Here is a 14,614-nt window from a genome sequence, read left to right as displayed (position 1 = left end):
AAGCGCGCAGGGTTGGCCGGCTTTGCCGAGTCAGATCGTCTTTTTGATAACGCAAGATCTTTTCGGAGTTCGCCCTGTTTCGACGGGATTTCAGCGGGTGACGCGCTCCCGGACTTTCATGCCCGGATGCCCCTGAGACCGGCAGCGCGCCGCAAAGATCCCGAAATCGAATCCGCAATCCCAGGAAAAGAGATTTGTCGGGAGTACGCAATGCATTCTGATCGCCGCACTTTTATCAAGGTATTGTCTTTTGGTTTTGCGGCCTCCCTCGCCGCCTATGCCTCCCCGGGAAGCGCAACATATGCGAGCACGGCCTCGGACAACGTATTGTCCATTGCGCAGGGCAACGACATCCTCTCTCTCGACCCTGCCGATCACGGCAACAACAGCACCGAATCGACGCTCGTCAATATTTACGACTATCTGGTGGCGAAAGATTTTTCGGGCGACACGCTGGTCTTCAAGCCCAATCTGGCGACTTCCTGGTCCACCGACGATCAGATCCGCTGGGTGTTCAGGCTTCGCAACGATATCAAATGGCACGACGGCACCAGCTTCACCGCCCATGACGTGAAGTTCACCGTCGAGCGGACCCAGGGCGACAAGAAGCTGAAAAGCGCCTCGAAATTCAGCACGGTCAAGAGCGTCAGGGTGATCGACGACCATACGCTCGAAATCGAGACCGACGGCCCGGACCCGCTGCTGCTGCATCGTTTCGTGGGCAACGGCGCCGGCATCCTGCCGAAACACGCCTTCGAGGCCGCCGGCGGCAAGGACGCTTTCTTCAGGCAACCGATCGGCACCGGCCCCTACAGGTTCAAGGAATGGCGCAAGGCCGACCGCGTCATTCTGGAGAAGAACGACGACTGGTGGGGCGGCAAACCGAAGTGGGATACGGTGGTCATTCGCTCGATTCCCGAAACGACGACACGCGTGTCGGAGTTCATCACCGGGGGCGTCGATATCGCCGTCAACATTCCCCCGGAAGACATCGAGCGCATCAAGGCGAACGCCGGCACGAAAGTGATTTCGTTCGACATCGCCCGCAATCTCGCGCTCCATGTCCGCACCGGCGAGAAATGGGCCACCCGCGATCCGCGCGTGCGCGAGGCCATCGACCTGGCGATCGACCGTGACGCGATCGCGCGCAAGGTGGTGAGCGCATTCGGCTCTCCCACGCGCGGCTTCTTCCCGCCGAAGATTCCGGGCTCCAACCCCGCGCTCAGCCGGGACCTGCGGTTCGATCCCGAGCGCGCCCGCGCGCTGGTGCAGGAAGCCGGAGACGGCAAGGAAATCACCGTCAAGTTCAGCACGCCGAGCGGCCGCTATGTGAAGGATCGCGAAATCTCCGAAGCGATCGTCGGCTATCTCGAGGATGTCGGAATCCGGGTGCAGTTCGAGGTGCTCGACTGGACGATCTACAACAGCCGGCTGGCCTCCGACGGCTTCGGAGAGCTCTATCTGTGGGGCATGGGTTCCTACACCGACGGTTCGTCCCTGTTCAACGACCAGTTCAAGCGCCACTACGAATGGGTCGACGCGGAGTTCAACGACATCCGCGCGAAGATCCGCAACCCCGGCAGCGAGGAGGAACGCCTCGCGCTGGTGCGCCGGGCGCAGGAAATCGTCGCCGCGCAGGGTGTGCGGATCGGCATCCTCTACCCGCAGGCGATCTACGGCGTGAACGATCGCGTCAGGTTCGAAGGCCGCTTCGATGAAATGATCTTCGCGGAAGAAGTGACCCGCCCATGATCCTTCGCCACGCCCTGCGCGCGCTGGCGCAGGCCATCCCGGTGCTCTACATCGTTTCGCTCATCGTCTTCATCCTCGTGTATCTGACCGGCGATCCGTCCGCCCTGCTGATACCCGAGGATGCGACCGAGGAAGACCGGCTGGCGCTCGTTGCGGCGTGGGGCCTCGATCAGCCCTTCTACATCCAGTACGTCACCTATATGGGGAACATCCTCAGCGGCGACTTCGGCGTCTCGTATCGCTACGGCAGCGCGGCGCTGCCGGTGGTGCTGGAGCGCATTCCCGCCACGCTGATCCTGACGGCGGGGGCGATGGCGGTGGCGATCGCCATCGCCGTGCCGACCGGGATTCTGGCGGCGCTGCGCCATAATTCGACCTCGGATTTCGTGGTTTCCGGCGCGGCCGTGCTCGGCAAGGCGATGCCGAACTTCTGGGTCGGCATCATGCTGATCCTCGTCTTCGGCGTCTGGCTGCGCGTATTGCCGGTGTCCGGCAGCGGCAGTTTCGCCCATCTCATCCTGCCGGCGGTGACGCTGGGAACGGGTTTCGCGGCGGACATGACGAAGCTGATACGCTCCGGCATGCTGGAGGTTCTGGGCCGCGATTACGTGCGCACCGCTCTCGCCAAGGGCATCCCCGACCATGTGATCGTGCTCAGGCACGTATTCCGCAACGCGCTGATCCCCGCGCTGACCATGACCTCCCTGCACACCATCGCGCTGCTCGGCGGCGCTCTGGTGACGGAAACGGTGTTCTCCTGGCCGGGGCTCGGACAACTGATCGTCAACGCGATCTACACCAAGGACATGGCCGTCATCCAGATCGCCGTCTTCGTGATCACCCTGCTGACGCTGGCCATCAACTTCACCACCGATCTGCTTTACCGCGTCCTCGACCCGCGGATTCGGATCTAGAGCGCGTTCCATCCCCCTGATCATGCGTCGAACGGGCCATCAGCCATGGAAAACATCGCCACCCTGCCGCAAGAGAAACATCTACGGGTTGCGGCCCTCCTGCGCTCCCTGCTGTCGAGCAGGGCGGGAGCGGCGGGCGTCGCCATTTTGCTGGCCATCGTCATCGCGGCGTTGCTGGCGGATGTGCTGCCGCTGCCAAACCCGCGCAAGCGCGATCTCGAACTGAAGTTCATTCCGCCCGTCTGGAGCGACGGCGGCATCGCGGGCCACTGGCTCGGCACCGATGGACAGGGGCGCGACATCCTCTCGCGCATCGTCCACGGCGCACGGACATCGCTTTTCGTCGGCCTCGCGGCCGTCGTCCTGTCGGGAGCCATCGGCCTCGTGCTCGGCCTCATCGCCGGCTTTCGAGGCGGGCTGTTCGACCTCTTGCTGATGCGCGTGATCGACGCCATGCTCGCCATTCCGACCATGCTGTTCATGCTCGTGGTGGCGCTGGTGGCGGGCAGCGGCATGTTGCCGCTCGTCGTCGTGATCGCCGTCACCAACTGGGTGGTCTATGCGCGCCTCGTGCGGGCGGAGGTGCTCCATGTGAAGGAGCTGGAATTCGTCAGCGCCGCGCGCATCGGCGGCGTCAGCCCGGCCGGCATCGTGTTCAGGCACATTCTGCCGAACGTCGTCTCGTCCTTCGTGGTCGTCGCCACGCTCAACATCGGTTCCGTCATCCTGGCCGAATCCTCGCTGAGCTTTCTCGGCTTCGGCATCCAGCCGCCGGAAATTTCCTGGGGGCAGATGCTCAGCGAGGGCCGCCAGTCGCTCGCGACGAGCTGGTGGGTGGCGACCTTTCCCGGCATCGCGCTCACGCTGACGGTGTTCTCCATCATCCTCATCGGCGACTGGCTGCGCGACTATCTGGACCCGAGGCTGACATGAGCGCGCTTTCTTCCGACACCCCGATCCTGCATTATCGCAACGCGTCCGTCACGTTGCCGAAGAACGGCGGCGACCTGCGACTCGTGAGGGGCGTCGACCTCGACGTCTTTCCCAACGAGATCGTGGCGCTGGTCGGCGAATCCGGCAGCGGCAAGACGCTCACGGCCCTGAGCACGCTCGGCCTCCTGCCGCGCAACGCCGTTTTCAGCGCCGACGCCGCGACCGTGAGGGGAAAGGATCTCACCCGCCTGACGCACGCGCAATGGCGCGACCTGCGCGGCTCCGACGTCGGCATCGTGTTTCAGGAGCCGCTGTCGTCGCTCAATCCGGTGCTGACCATCGGCGACCAGATCGGCGAGGTGTTGTACTACAAGCAGCGCCTGCCGCGTGCGGAACGGCTGGCCCGCAGCATCGGGCTGCTCGCCACCATGGGCATCGCTTCCCCGGAGCAGGTGGTGAACGCCTATCCGCACCAGCTCTCGGGCGGCATGCGCCAGCGCGTCATGCTCGCGATCGCGATGGCCGGCGAACCGAAGCTGCTGATCGCCGACGAGCCGACGACCGCCCTCGACAATGCCATCCGGAACCAGGTGCTCGAACTGATCGTGGAGACCGCCGCGCGGTCCCATGTCGGGGTGCTGTTCATCACGCACGACCTGTCCGTCGTCGCGCAGATCGCGGACCGGGTCGTGGTGATGAAGGATGGCGGCGTGGTCGAAGGCGCGCCGATCACCCGGATTTTCGACGCTCCCGACGACGCCTATACGCGCAAGCTCGTCTCGCTCGCTCCCCGGATTCCCGCCGTGGTGCGGCACGGCACGCCGCGGGCGGCCGAACCGCCGCCCGCGCCCGGCGCCGCGCCGCTGCTCGAAGTGCAGCGGGTGACGAAGCGCTACGCCCCGCGCGGCGGGGCTTCCCCGCACGGGGCGACGGTCGCGGCGCTGAACGACGTGTCAGTGCCCGTCTGGCCGGGCAAGACGCTGGGGCTCGTCGGGGAATCGGGCAGCGGCAAATCCTCGCTCGCCCGCGTCATCACCGGACTCACGAAGCCGGATAGCGGCCGCATCCTCTTCGAGGGACGGGATATCGCATCGCCGGAAGGGCGCGCGGCGATGCGCGCCGGGCGGGATATCCAGATGGTGTTCCAGGACCCCTTCTCGTCGCTCAATCCGCGCATGCGCATCGCCGAAATCGTCACCGAGCCCATGCGCGCCTTCGGGCTGCTGACGCGGCAATCGGCCGAGGACGCGGCCGCCGAACTGATCGAGGCCGTGGGACTGCCCGCCCGCATGATCCGGCGATATCCGCACGAGCTTTCCGGCGGCCAGCGCCAGCGCGTCGGCATCGCGCGCGCGCTCGGCGTGAAGCCCCGGCTGCTCGTGTGCGACGAGCCGGTATCGGCGCTCGACGTATCGATACAGGCGGAAATTCTGGCGCTGTTCAGAAGCCTGCAACCTCTGTTCGGCGTCACCTATCTGTTCATCGCCCACGGGCTCGATACGATCTATTCCATCAGCCACCATGTCGCGGTCATGCAGCGCGGCAGCATCGTGGAATATGGCGAGCGGGACGCGGTTTTCGGCAATCCCCGCCATCCCTATACCCGCCAGTTGCTGGCGTCGATGCTGGATTCCGACCCGCGCTCCGGCCGGTTCCGCCACCGCGGCGCGCAGACGGAGCCGGCGGCCGGTCAGGGACCGGCGGCGCGAAACGGGAGAACGGGTCCCGGCCCCGACCATGCTTCGCTGCTTATCTGAAAAGTACAAGGAACGCCCCTGATGTCTTCGTCACCATCCCCGTCTTCGTCGCCGCAGATCCATCTGGGATACTTCCATCAACCTGTCGGAAGGCATCCCTTCGCATGGCGGCGCGCGGAAGCGGAAGGCCATCCCGAAGATCCGGCCTGGGCGATCCGGGTGGCGCGCAAGGTCGAGGAAGGGCTGTTCGACGTCTTCTTTCTGGCCGACGGGCTCGTCGGCCCCAATCCGCAGGAGCAGGGCAAGGCCGGCGGGCTGGAGCCGCTGACGCTGCTCGGCGCTGTCGCGGCCAGCACGACGCATGTCGGGCTCGTCGCCACCGTCTCGACGACTTTTTCCGAGCCCTTCAACGTGGCCCGCATGCTGGCCTCGCTCGATCACATCAGCGGCGGGCGCAGCGGCTGGAATGTCGTCACCTCCCAGTCCGACCGCGCCGCGCAGAATTTCGGCGCCGACAAGCTGCTCGACCACGCCGAGCGCTACGCGCGCTCCGCCGAGTTCCTCAGCGTGACGAAAGGACTGTGGGATAGCTGGGACGACGGCGCGCTTTCCCTCGACAAGCAGCGCGGCGTTTTCGTGGAGCGGAACAGGGTCAGGGAACTCAACCACAAGGGGCGCTTCTTCACCGTCCGCGGGCCGTTGAACGTCTCGCGCCCCCCGCAGGGCCATCCCGTGATCTTTCAGGCCGGCTCGTCGGCTGACGGCATCGATCTGGCCGCAACCCATGCCGATGTCGCCTTCACGGCGCAGGATACGATCGAGGATGCGCTCGTCTACCGCGAAGCGCTGCGCGCCGCCGCGGCGACGCATGCGCCGGGCTCGCCCGGCCCGCTGGTCTTTCCCGGTGTCATGCCCATCGTCGGCGAGACGCACGAGGCGGCGGCGGGGAAGTTCGCCGCCCTTCAGGAAAGGACCGACGTCGCGGCCGGCATCCGGCAACTGTCCGGCCGCTGGGGCTACGATCTCTCGGGCTACGACCTCGACGGGCCGATTCCCGAACCCGGCCCTTCCGTGCACGGGCAAAGCCGCGTGCAATTGCTGCTGAAGAAAGCCCGCGCCGAGGGCTACAGGCTGCGGGACCTCGCGGCGCTGGCCATCGCCTCGCACGGCCACCGGATCATCGTCGGCTCGGCGCAGGAAGTGGCCGACGATCTGGAACACTGGTTCCGGTCCGGCGCCGCCGACGGCTTCAACATCATTCCCGCCACCATGCCGGACGGTCTGGACGATTTCGTGGATCTCGTCGTGCCCGAGTTGCAACGGCGCGGCCTCTTCCGCACCGCTTATGAAGCCGAAACGCTGCGCGGCCTCCTCGGCCTCACGCGGCCGGCGCCGCGCTTCGCGTGAACAGGGGGAATACGGGCGCCGGCGCCGATGCGTCACCGGCGCGCCGGCCGCTCCAGCCCGAGATGCTCACGCAGCGTCGTGCCGGTGTAATCCTGGCGGAAGAGGCCGCGCCGCTGCAACTCGGGCACGACGAGATCGACAAATGCGTGAAGGGAGCCGGGCAGGTAGGGCGGAATGATGTTGAACCCGTCCGCCGCCCCGGTCGTGAACCAGGCTTCGAAATCGTCGGCAAGCTCCTTCGCCGAACCCACGAACAGCCGGTGGCCGCGCGAGGCGATCGCGACGCGGGCGAGCTGGCGCAGGGTCAACCCTTCCCGCCTGGCGCGTTCTTCCAGCAGGACGCGGCGGCTGTAGCCGTCGCTGAACAGATTGCCGGAAAACACCGGCGCGGGAGGCGGCTCATCCAGCGGATAGGCCGAAAGATCGAACCCCCAGCGCTGCGACAATTGATCGAGGCCTTCCGTAATGTCGGTCTTCTCTTCCAGCCCGGCGTAGATATCCTCCGCCTCCGCGCGCGTCCGGGCCACGATGGGCAGCACCCCCGGCATGACGAACGGCGGCACGGAACGCCCCTTCGCACTGGCGCGCTGACGCAGATCGGCGGTGAACTTGCGCGAATCCTCGATATTGTCCTGCGCCGAGAAGATCACGTCAGCCGTTTCGGCGGCGAGATCGCGGCCGTCGTCGGATGCGCCGGCCTGAATGATGATCGGGTGCCCCTGCGGCGGGCGCGGCACGTTGAGCGCTCCCGCAACGGAAAAGTGCGCGCCGTCGTGCCCCAGCTGGCGGATGCGCGCCGGATCGATGTAATGGCCGCTCTCCTTGTCGGCGATGACGGCGCCGTCATCCCAGCTATCCCACAGGCCCTTGACGACCTTGACGAATTCCCGCGCCCGCTCGTAGCGCGCCGCGTGGTCCGGCAGCTTGTCGGCGCCGAAGTTGCCCGCGGCGGCGTTCCAGGTCGACGTCACGACATTCCATGCCGCCCGGCCGCCGCTGATGTGGTCGAGGGAAGCGAACTGACGGGCGAGATTATACGGCTCCGAAAAGGTCGTCGTCGCCGTTCCGGCCAGACCGATGCGGCTCGTCGTGACCGACAGCGCCGACAGCACCGTCAACGGTTCGAGATTGCCCGCGCGCTTGGTCGATCCCGGAGCCGGACCGACCAGCGAATCCGCCAGGAAGTAGAAATCGAACTTGCCCCGCTCGGCAAGGCTCGCCAGTTCCGCCACCCAGCGGATATCCGTGCTGCTGCCCTTGAATTCCGGCTGTCGCCAGCCTGCGACATGCCTGCCCAGCGGCTGGTTGAACAAACCCAGATGCAGTTTTGGTGCGCTGCTCATGCCATTGTCTTTCACTGTATCATGATCGTCAAAGTATTCATGCGTTTCCCGAGACGCCTTAAATGGCCCGCCTGCCATCCGCAGCGCCGCGAAAGCGGCTCCTTTCCGGGTCCGGGACCATCATGGCGGACAGCAGCCGGCGGGTGTAGGGATGTTGCGGATCGTTGAACACCTGATATCGCGGGCCATATTCGACTATTTTTCCATGCCGCATGACGGCGATATCGTTGCTCATGAAGTGTACGCCCTCCAGTCCATGCGCGATAAAGATGTAGGCGATGCCCTGATCTTCCTGAAGCTTCTTCAGAAGCTTCAGAATCTGCGTCTGGACCGAAACGTCGAGGGCCGACACCGGCTCGTCGCAGATGACGAGCTTCGGATGGGTCGATATCGCGCGGGCAAGCCCCACGCGCTGGCGCTGTCCGCCGGACAGTTCATGCGGCAGGCGATCGCCGAAATGGGTGGGAAGCCCGACCTGCTGCAACAGATCCGCGGCCCGGTCCGCGGTCTCGCGCGGTGCGATCAGGTGCTGGACGATCAGCGGCTCCGTCACGATGTCGCGAACGGTCATCCTCGGATTGAGGGAGCTGTACGGATCCTGAAACATGAACTGCACGTTGGCGCGGAACGCCGAGCGCTGCGCCACCGCCGAAGGCCGGACGGGCGCTCCCTCGTATACGATGCTGCCGGCATCGGGCGCGACAAGACCTGCGATCAGATGCCCGAGCGTGGATTTGCCGCTGCCCGACTCGCCGACGATGCCCAGCGTCCGCCCTTCCTCCAGGCGCAGATCGATATCGGCCAGCGCCACCGTGGATTCCGCCGGCGCGAGCCAGTTCGCCTTGCTCCGGTATGTTTTCGACAGTCCTTCCACCTTCAGCAGCGGCGGAGCCGCCGTTTCGCCGGACGGAACCGCCGCGACGGGCTCGGGCCCGTTGTCGATGCGGGGCAGCGAATCCAGCAAATGGCGCGTGTAGGAATGCCGGGGCCGGCGAAAAATGTCGAACACGCCGGCGCGCTCCACCACTTCGCCCCGGTTCATGACGACGACATCGTCGGCCACTTCCGCGACAAGGCCGAAATCGTGGGTGACGAGCAACACGCTCGCATCGAGGTCTCGCGCCACCTTCAGAATGAGTTCCAGCACCTGCACCTGGATGGTGGCGTCGAGCGCCGTCGTCGGCTCGTCCGCGATCAGCAGCCTGGGCCGCCCGGCGAGCGCCATGCCGATCATGATGCGCTGCTTCATGCCGCCGGACAATTCATGCGGATACTGGTTAGCGACCAGCGACGGTCTCGTTATGCCGACGGCATCGAGAAGCTCGATCACGCGCGGCCTGACCTGCTGACGATCGAGGCCGCCGTGCAGCTCAACGACTTCGGCGATCTGCCGGCCGATTTTCATGACCGGATTGAGGGAGGTCATCGGCTCCTGAAAGATCATGCCGACGGTGCCGCCGCGCAGTTTCCGCAGGACCTGCTCCTCCGCCCCGATGACATCGACGCCCCCGACCCTGACGCGGCCGCCGATCCGCGCGGACGGCGGAAGCAGGCCCACGGCGGAAAGAGATGTCAATGTCTTGCCGCTTCCCGACTCGCCGACGATCGCGACGATCTGCCGCTCGGCCACGGACAGCGACGCATTGCGGACGACAGGCTCCGGCGCCCCCGGAAAAGCGATCGTGAGATCTTCGATCTCGAGGACGGCGCGGGGCGCAGACGGAGCCGGCGACGGCTCCGGAAAGGGAAGGATGTGATGCGAATACGTGCTCACGTCAGCCTCGGATCAAGATAATCGCGCAGCCAGTCGCCCAGATACATGATGCCGAGCACCGTCAGCGAGAGCGCGATACCGGGAAAGGTCGCCACCCACCAGCTCGTGGCGATGTACTGCCTGCCGTCGCTCAACATCTGGCCCCAGGAGACGTCGGGCGACTGGATTCCCAGCCCGAGGAAGCTGAGCGACGCCTCGGACAGGATTACCGACCCCACGTTGAGCGTCGCCACCACCACGAAGGCGGAGAGGAGATTGGGCGTGATATGGCGGAACAACAGGCGCGGCACCCCGGCGCCGGCGATGCGGGCGGCCTTGATGTAATCCCGCTCCCGGATGGAGAGCACCTCGCCGCGCACCAGCTTCGTGTAGGCCACCCAGTTCGTCACCGCGATCACGATGATGAGCGGAACGAGCCCCGAGCCGGAGACGAGGACGATGACGAGCATGAACAGCATGGTCGGGATGGCCAGCATCGCGTCGACGACGCGCATGATCGCCGTGTCGACGATGCCGCCGACATAGCCTGCGATCAGCCCCAGGATCAGACCGATGAAAGCCGAAAGCGCCACGGCGGTCACGCCCACGATCAGCGATGCCCGCGAGCCGCTGACGATGCGGCTCACGATGTCGCGCCCCTGCTGGTCGGTGCCGAGAAGGAATTTCGTGGTGCCGCCTTCCACCCAGGCGGGCGGGGTGAACTTTTGCGACAGGTTGCGCTGCGTCGGACTGTGCGGCGCGATCCACGCGCCGAATGTCGCCGTCGCGACGAACAGGGATACCAGAATGGCGCCGATCAGGCCCGTGCGGCTGCGCGACAGCGACCGCAGAAGCTGGCGGAGACCGCTCCGCGATCTCTTTTCACCGGCGTTGGTGAGTTCCAGCGCGCTCATGGTCCGGGCCTCCTTTATCGGCTGTAGCGGATGCGCGGATCAAGCGCGTGATAGATGAGATCCGTCGCGATACTGAGCAGCATGGCCATGACGCCGATGATGAAGACCGACACCTGAACCACCGCCATGTCCTTGGTGTAGACCGCCTGCACGATGAGCTGCCCGATGCCGGGCCAGGCGAACACCGTTTCCGTCACCAGCGCCCCGCCCAGCAGGCCGACGACGTTCAGCGACGTGATGGTCGTGACGGGGATGAGCGAGTTGCGCAGGCCGTGACGCCACACCACCGCGAACTCGGACAGCCCCTTCGCCCGCGCGGTCCTGATGTAGTCCTGGCTCATCACCTCGATCAGGCTGGCGCGGATCATCTTGGTCATCTCCGCGGCGAGCCCCGTGCCGAGCGTCAGCGCGGGCAGCACGAGATGCTCCATCCCGCCCCTGCCGGAAACCGGAACCCAGCGCAGCATCACGCTGAAGACGAGAATGAGCATGATGCCGATCCAGAAATTCGGCATGGCCTTGCCGGCGACGGAAAGCGCCGTCGCGCCGATATCCACGAAGGAATTCCTGTACCGCGCGGAGAGGATGCCGAGGGGAACCGAAATGACGATGGACACGGCCAGCGCGCCCAACGTCAGCTCCAGCGTCGCCGGAATACGTTCCAGCACGACCGGCAGCGCCGAACTGCCGTATCGGTACGAGATGCCGAAATCGCCGGTGAGGATATTCCTCATGTAGATGTAGTACTGGACATACCAGGGTTGATCGAGACCGAGGGCCTCGATCAGCTGCCTGCGCGCCTCCTCGCCGTATTCGTCCTCCGGCAGCATGAGCGCCACCGGATCGCCCGTGAGATAGACGAGAATGAAGACGATCAGGGAGACGATGTACAGCACCGGCAGCATCTGCAACAGCGACGACACCAGATGTCGGCGTATCATTTGAGCGATATCTCCTCGACGACGAACTGCTCGTCAAAACGCGGATTGAAATCGAGGCGCTTGTTGTAGCCGTAGCTCGCCTTGGGGAAGTACAGCCCGATCTGCGAACGCTCGTCCGCGACGATCGCCTGCACCTCGCGCGCCAGCGCGTCGCGCTTTTCGTCATCCGTTTCCACGCGGCCCTTGTCCGCGGCGGCCTTGAACCCGGCGCTATTCCACTTGTGATGCTCGTCCCAGTTCCGGTTGAAGAAGGACGACGCATCCGTATAGCTGCCCATGCAGCGGAAATAGAGTTCGCCGAACTTGTCCGCGAGCTGCCTGTCCTTGTAGACGGTCCAGTCGAGCACCTGCAATTTGACGCGCAGGCCGATATCCTCAAGGTAGCCCGCAACGACTTCCGCCACTTCCTTGTCCTTCAGGAATCGGCCGCTCGATGTTGCCAGCTCGATTTCGAAGCCATCGGGAAAGCCGGCTTCCGCAAGCAGCTTGCGCGCGCGTTCCGGGTCATAGCGATAGTCGCGGTCGAGTTCGTGGTTGGAGCCCGGAATTTCGGGCGGGAAGAAACCGCGCGTCGGCAGGGCGAGACCGGAAAGAACGTCCTTGACCAGAACATCGCGATCGATGGCGATGTCGATGGCCTCGCGCACCCGCACGTCGCCCGTCTTCCATTCCGGGGAGGTGCGCACCGCCAGCATGCAGTTGCGCGCGATGTTCGAGTTCGCCGTCCCGGTGGACGGATTGGCGTTGATGCGGTCGAAATCTTCGGGCGGAACGGCGGTGGCGATATCGATGCCCCCGGTCAGCAGTTCGGACACGCGCGTCGACACCTCCGGCAGCGCCCGGAAGACGACGCTCTCCCATTTCGGCTTGCCGCCCCACCAGTTTCCGTTGGCCTCGACCGTCACCCGGTCAGCCTTGTCCCAGGCGACAAGCTTGTACGGCCCGGTGCCGACGGGATTGGCGAAGAATTTCTCGGCCGAACCCGCCGCCTCGAAGGCTTTCTTCGGGATGATGTTGGGGCCGTTGCCGACGAACCGGTGCAACAACAGCGCATCCGGGCCGTTGGTCTCGACCTCGATCCGGTATGGCGAGAGAACCTTGACCGACTTGATGCTGGCGAACTTGGAGGAGCTGCGCAGCTTCTTGTCTCCCTGCGTGCGTTCGACTGTGAACTTGACATCTTCGGCGGTAAAGGGATCGCCGTTGTGCCATTTGACATCCTGCCGCAGATCGAACACCCACGTCGTCGGCGAGGTCTGCTGCCATTTTTCCGCGAGGCTCGGCCTGAATTCCAGCGTGCCGGAGGTGAAATCCGTCGCGATGAGCTGATCGAAAATATTGATCAGCACCGCCGCCGTCGCGTTGCTGGCGTGGTTTGCCGGATCGAGCGACAGGATATCGCTGCCCACGCCATAGACGAGCGTCTTTTCGGGCGATGCCGCATGGACGGCGTGCGCCCCGACCGCGCAGAGCAGCGTGATGCCGAGCGACAGGCTTTTGACCGGATGAAAGGGTTTGCGGGCCATTGTATTGTCCGTTGTGTCTTCAGAACAGATGGATGCGGCATGCGCCCCGTCGCGCCGGCCGGCGCGGTTTCAGGCGGCGGGAGAAGCCGGACGGTCCAGCCCCAGATTTTCGCGCAGCGTCCTGCCGGCATATTCCCGGCGGAACAGCCCGCGCTTCTGCAAGATCGGAACGACTTCCTCGACGATGATGTCGATGGTGCCGGGAATGTAGACGGGCAGCACCAGGTTGAATCCGTCCGCTCCACGCTCCCGGAACCACGTTTCCAAGCCGTCGGCGAGTTGCTCGGGCGTGCCGACGATGGACCAATGCCCGTTCGAGCTGAGCTGGACGTGGATCAACTGGCGGATCGTGTAGCCCTTGTCGAGCGCGAGGCTCTTGAACAGGGCGGGACGGCTCTTGCGCCGCGTCAGGCTGTCGATGTCGGGCAGGCGCTCGGGCGGAATGCGCTCGTCGACATCGAGCCCGGAAAGGTCGATGCCTCCGAGCGTCTTTTCCAGATTGGAAATGCCGGTTTCGATATCGATGAGATCCCGGATTTCCTCATGGAAACGGCGGGCGTTTTCCTCCGTATCCCGGATGTAGGGATAAATTCCCGGCAATACCTTGATCTTGTCGGGATCGCGGCCATGCCCCTGCGCACGCTGCTTGATATCCTTGTAGAACGCCTGCGCCTCTTCCAGCGTCTGCGCGGCCGTGAAGATCAGTTCCGCATATTTCGATGCGAAGGTTCGCCCTTCCTCCGACGATCCCGCCTGCACCAGCACCGGATGCCCCTGCGGCGGCCGCTGGATGTTGAGCGGGCCGCGGACGGAGAAGTGCTCGCCCTTGTGATCGATGGGGCGGATCTTGTCCGGGTCCGCGTAAACCCCGCGCGCGCGGTCGTTGATGACGGCGGCGTCGTCCCAGCTATCCCACAGCGCGCGGACGACCGACAGATATTCTTCCGCGCGCGCGTATCGGGCAAGCTGATCCGGCAGCTTGTCGAGACCGAAATTCGCCTCACCCTGCGAGGATGTCACGAGGTTCCAGCCCACCCGCCCGTTGCTGAGGTGATCCAGCGTGGCAAGCTGGCGCGCGACGTTGTAGGGATCGGTGAATGTGGTGGAGATCGTGCCGATCACGCCGATGCGTTCCGTGCGGGCGGCGATGGCCGACAGCAGCGGGATCGGATCGAACGAAGCCGAGGGCGCGCTGCGCACCCGCCTGACATCGATCCACGGGCCGTCGGCGCGGAACACCGCGTCCAGCCTGCCCTGCTCCGCCTTGCGGGCGATATCGCTGTAAAGATCGAGGGAAGTCACTTCCCCCGAGCGGCTGTCCGGCAGCCGCCACGCGCCAAGCCCGCCAGCGCCGAGCAGCGAAACTCCCAGATGAATTTGCCGGTTGTTCTGTGTCATTGCGTTCTCTGAACTTCACGTATCAGGAGGGATGCG

11 protein-coding genes are annotated in these 14,614 nt (G+C 65.0%); 5 read left to right on the top strand and 6 right to left on the bottom strand.

Translation table 11 applies throughout. The features are described from left to right. The first annotated feature begins 327 nt into the window (after nucleotides 1–327). Genes ACOYJQ_RS10735 through ACOYJQ_RS10715 form a run of 5 tightly spaced genes read left to right on the top strand, consistent with a single transcriptional unit; the run spans nucleotide 328 to nucleotide 6,703 of the window. Complete coding sequence (locus ACOYJQ_RS10735) at nucleotides 328–1,752, top strand: ABC transporter substrate-binding protein (protein WP_433458307.1); 1,425 nt, start codon at nucleotides 328–330, stop codon at nucleotides 1,750–1,752. Next, on the top strand, nucleotides 1,749–2,666 hold the full coding sequence (locus ACOYJQ_RS10730; RefSeq protein WP_433458306.1) for an ABC transporter permease: 918 nt from the start codon (nucleotides 1,749–1,751) through the stop codon (nucleotides 2,664–2,666). The genes ACOYJQ_RS10735 and ACOYJQ_RS10730 overlap by 4 nt, the downstream gene beginning before the upstream one ends. Nucleotides 2,667–2,711: 45 nt before the next feature. Beyond that, on the top strand, nucleotides 2,712–3,599 hold the full coding sequence (locus ACOYJQ_RS10725; protein ID WP_433458305.1) for an ABC transporter permease: 888 nt from the start codon (nucleotides 2,712–2,714) through the stop codon (nucleotides 3,597–3,599). Beyond that, nucleotides 3,596–5,356: a dipeptide ABC transporter ATP-binding protein gene (locus ACOYJQ_RS10720; protein WP_433458303.1), complete on the top strand. Its 1,761-nt coding sequence runs from the start codon at nucleotides 3,596–3,598 to the stop codon at nucleotides 5,354–5,356. The genes ACOYJQ_RS10725 and ACOYJQ_RS10720 overlap by 4 nt, the downstream gene beginning before the upstream one ends. A 21-nt stretch (nucleotides 5,357–5,377) precedes the next feature. Next, on the top strand, nucleotides 5,378–6,703 hold the full coding sequence (locus ACOYJQ_RS10715; RefSeq protein WP_433458302.1) for an LLM class flavin-dependent oxidoreductase: 1,326 nt from the start codon (nucleotides 5,378–5,380) through the stop codon (nucleotides 6,701–6,703). 32 nt (nucleotides 6,704–6,735) lie between these two features. Here ACOYJQ_RS10715 and ACOYJQ_RS10710 read toward each other — a convergent pair whose 3' ends face one another. The 6 genes from ACOYJQ_RS10710 to ACOYJQ_RS10685 all read right to left on the bottom strand — a co-directional run bounded on the left by ACOYJQ_RS10710 (nucleotide 6,736) and on the right by ACOYJQ_RS10685 (nucleotide 14,578). Beyond that, complete coding sequence (locus ACOYJQ_RS10710; RefSeq protein WP_433458300.1) at nucleotides 6,736–8,046, bottom strand: LLM class flavin-dependent oxidoreductase; 1,311 nt, start codon at nucleotides 8,044–8,046, stop codon at nucleotides 6,736–6,738. 58 nt (nucleotides 8,047–8,104) lie between these two features. Next, nucleotides 8,105–9,820, bottom strand: coding sequence for a dipeptide ABC transporter ATP-binding protein (locus ACOYJQ_RS10705; protein ID WP_433458299.1), 1,716 nt, complete (start codon nucleotides 9,818–9,820; stop codon nucleotides 8,105–8,107). Further along, on the bottom strand, nucleotides 9,817–10,713 hold the full coding sequence (locus ACOYJQ_RS10700; protein ID WP_433458298.1) for an ABC transporter permease: 897 nt from the start codon (nucleotides 10,711–10,713) through the stop codon (nucleotides 9,817–9,819). The genes ACOYJQ_RS10705 and ACOYJQ_RS10700 overlap by 4 nt, the downstream gene beginning before the upstream one ends. Before the next feature lie 14 nt (nucleotides 10,714–10,727). Beyond that, nucleotides 10,728–11,654: an ABC transporter permease gene (locus ACOYJQ_RS10695; RefSeq protein ID WP_433458296.1), complete on the bottom strand. Its 927-nt coding sequence runs from the start codon at nucleotides 11,652–11,654 to the stop codon at nucleotides 10,728–10,730. Next, nucleotides 11,651–13,180 (bottom strand): ABC transporter substrate-binding protein, encoded by a 1,530-nt coding sequence (locus ACOYJQ_RS10690; protein ID WP_433458294.1) that lies wholly within the window; start codon nucleotides 13,178–13,180, stop codon nucleotides 11,651–11,653. The genes ACOYJQ_RS10695 and ACOYJQ_RS10690 overlap by 4 nt, the downstream gene beginning before the upstream one ends. Before the next feature lie 69 nt (nucleotides 13,181–13,249). Then, nucleotides 13,250–14,578: an LLM class flavin-dependent oxidoreductase gene (locus ACOYJQ_RS10685; protein ID WP_433458293.1), complete on the bottom strand. Its 1,329-nt coding sequence runs from the start codon at nucleotides 14,576–14,578 to the stop codon at nucleotides 13,250–13,252. Nucleotides 14,579–14,614 lie beyond the last annotated feature (36 nt).

This window comes from Pseudochelatococcus sp., assembly GCF_050946405.1.
GTDB lineage: Bacteria > Pseudomonadota > Alphaproteobacteria > Rhizobiales > Beijerinckiaceae > Pseudochelatococcus.
Note: the sequence above shows the minus strand (reverse complement) of the source record. Positions and strands in the feature narration are given on the sequence as shown.

What these genes read in the sequence shown, in the direction of transcription:
- ACOYJQ_RS10710 (WP_433458300.1), bottom strand. Translation starts at nt 8,046, where the DNA reads ATGAGCAGCGCACCAAAACTGCATCTGGGTTTGTTCAACCAGCCGCTG.
- ACOYJQ_RS10685 (WP_433458293.1), bottom strand. Translation starts at nt 14,578, where the DNA reads ATGACACAGAACAACCGGCAAATTCATCTGGGAGTTTCGCTGCTCGGC.
- ACOYJQ_RS10715 (WP_433458302.1), top strand. Translation starts at nt 5,378, where the DNA reads ATGTCTTCGTCACCATCCCCGTCTTCGTCGCCGCAGATCCATCTGGGA.
- ACOYJQ_RS10690 (WP_433458294.1), bottom strand. Translation starts at nt 13,180, where the DNA reads ATGGCCCGCAAACCCTTTCATCCGGTCAAAAGCCTGTCGCTCGGCATC.
- ACOYJQ_RS10730 (WP_433458306.1), top strand. Translation starts at nt 1,749, where the DNA reads ATGATCCTTCGCCACGCCCTGCGCGCGCTGGCGCAGGCCATCCCGGTG.
- ACOYJQ_RS10695 (WP_433458296.1), bottom strand. Translation starts at nt 11,654, where the DNA reads ATGATACGCCGACATCTGGTGTCGTCGCTGTTGCAGATGCTGCCGGTG.
- ACOYJQ_RS10725 (WP_433458305.1), top strand. Translation starts at nt 2,712, where the DNA reads ATGGAAAACATCGCCACCCTGCCGCAAGAGAAACATCTACGGGTTGCG.
- ACOYJQ_RS10700 (WP_433458298.1), bottom strand. Translation starts at nt 10,713, where the DNA reads ATGAGCGCGCTGGAACTCACCAACGCCGGTGAAAAGAGATCGCGGAGC.
- ACOYJQ_RS10720 (WP_433458303.1), top strand. Translation starts at nt 3,596, where the DNA reads ATGAGCGCGCTTTCTTCCGACACCCCGATCCTGCATTATCGCAACGCG.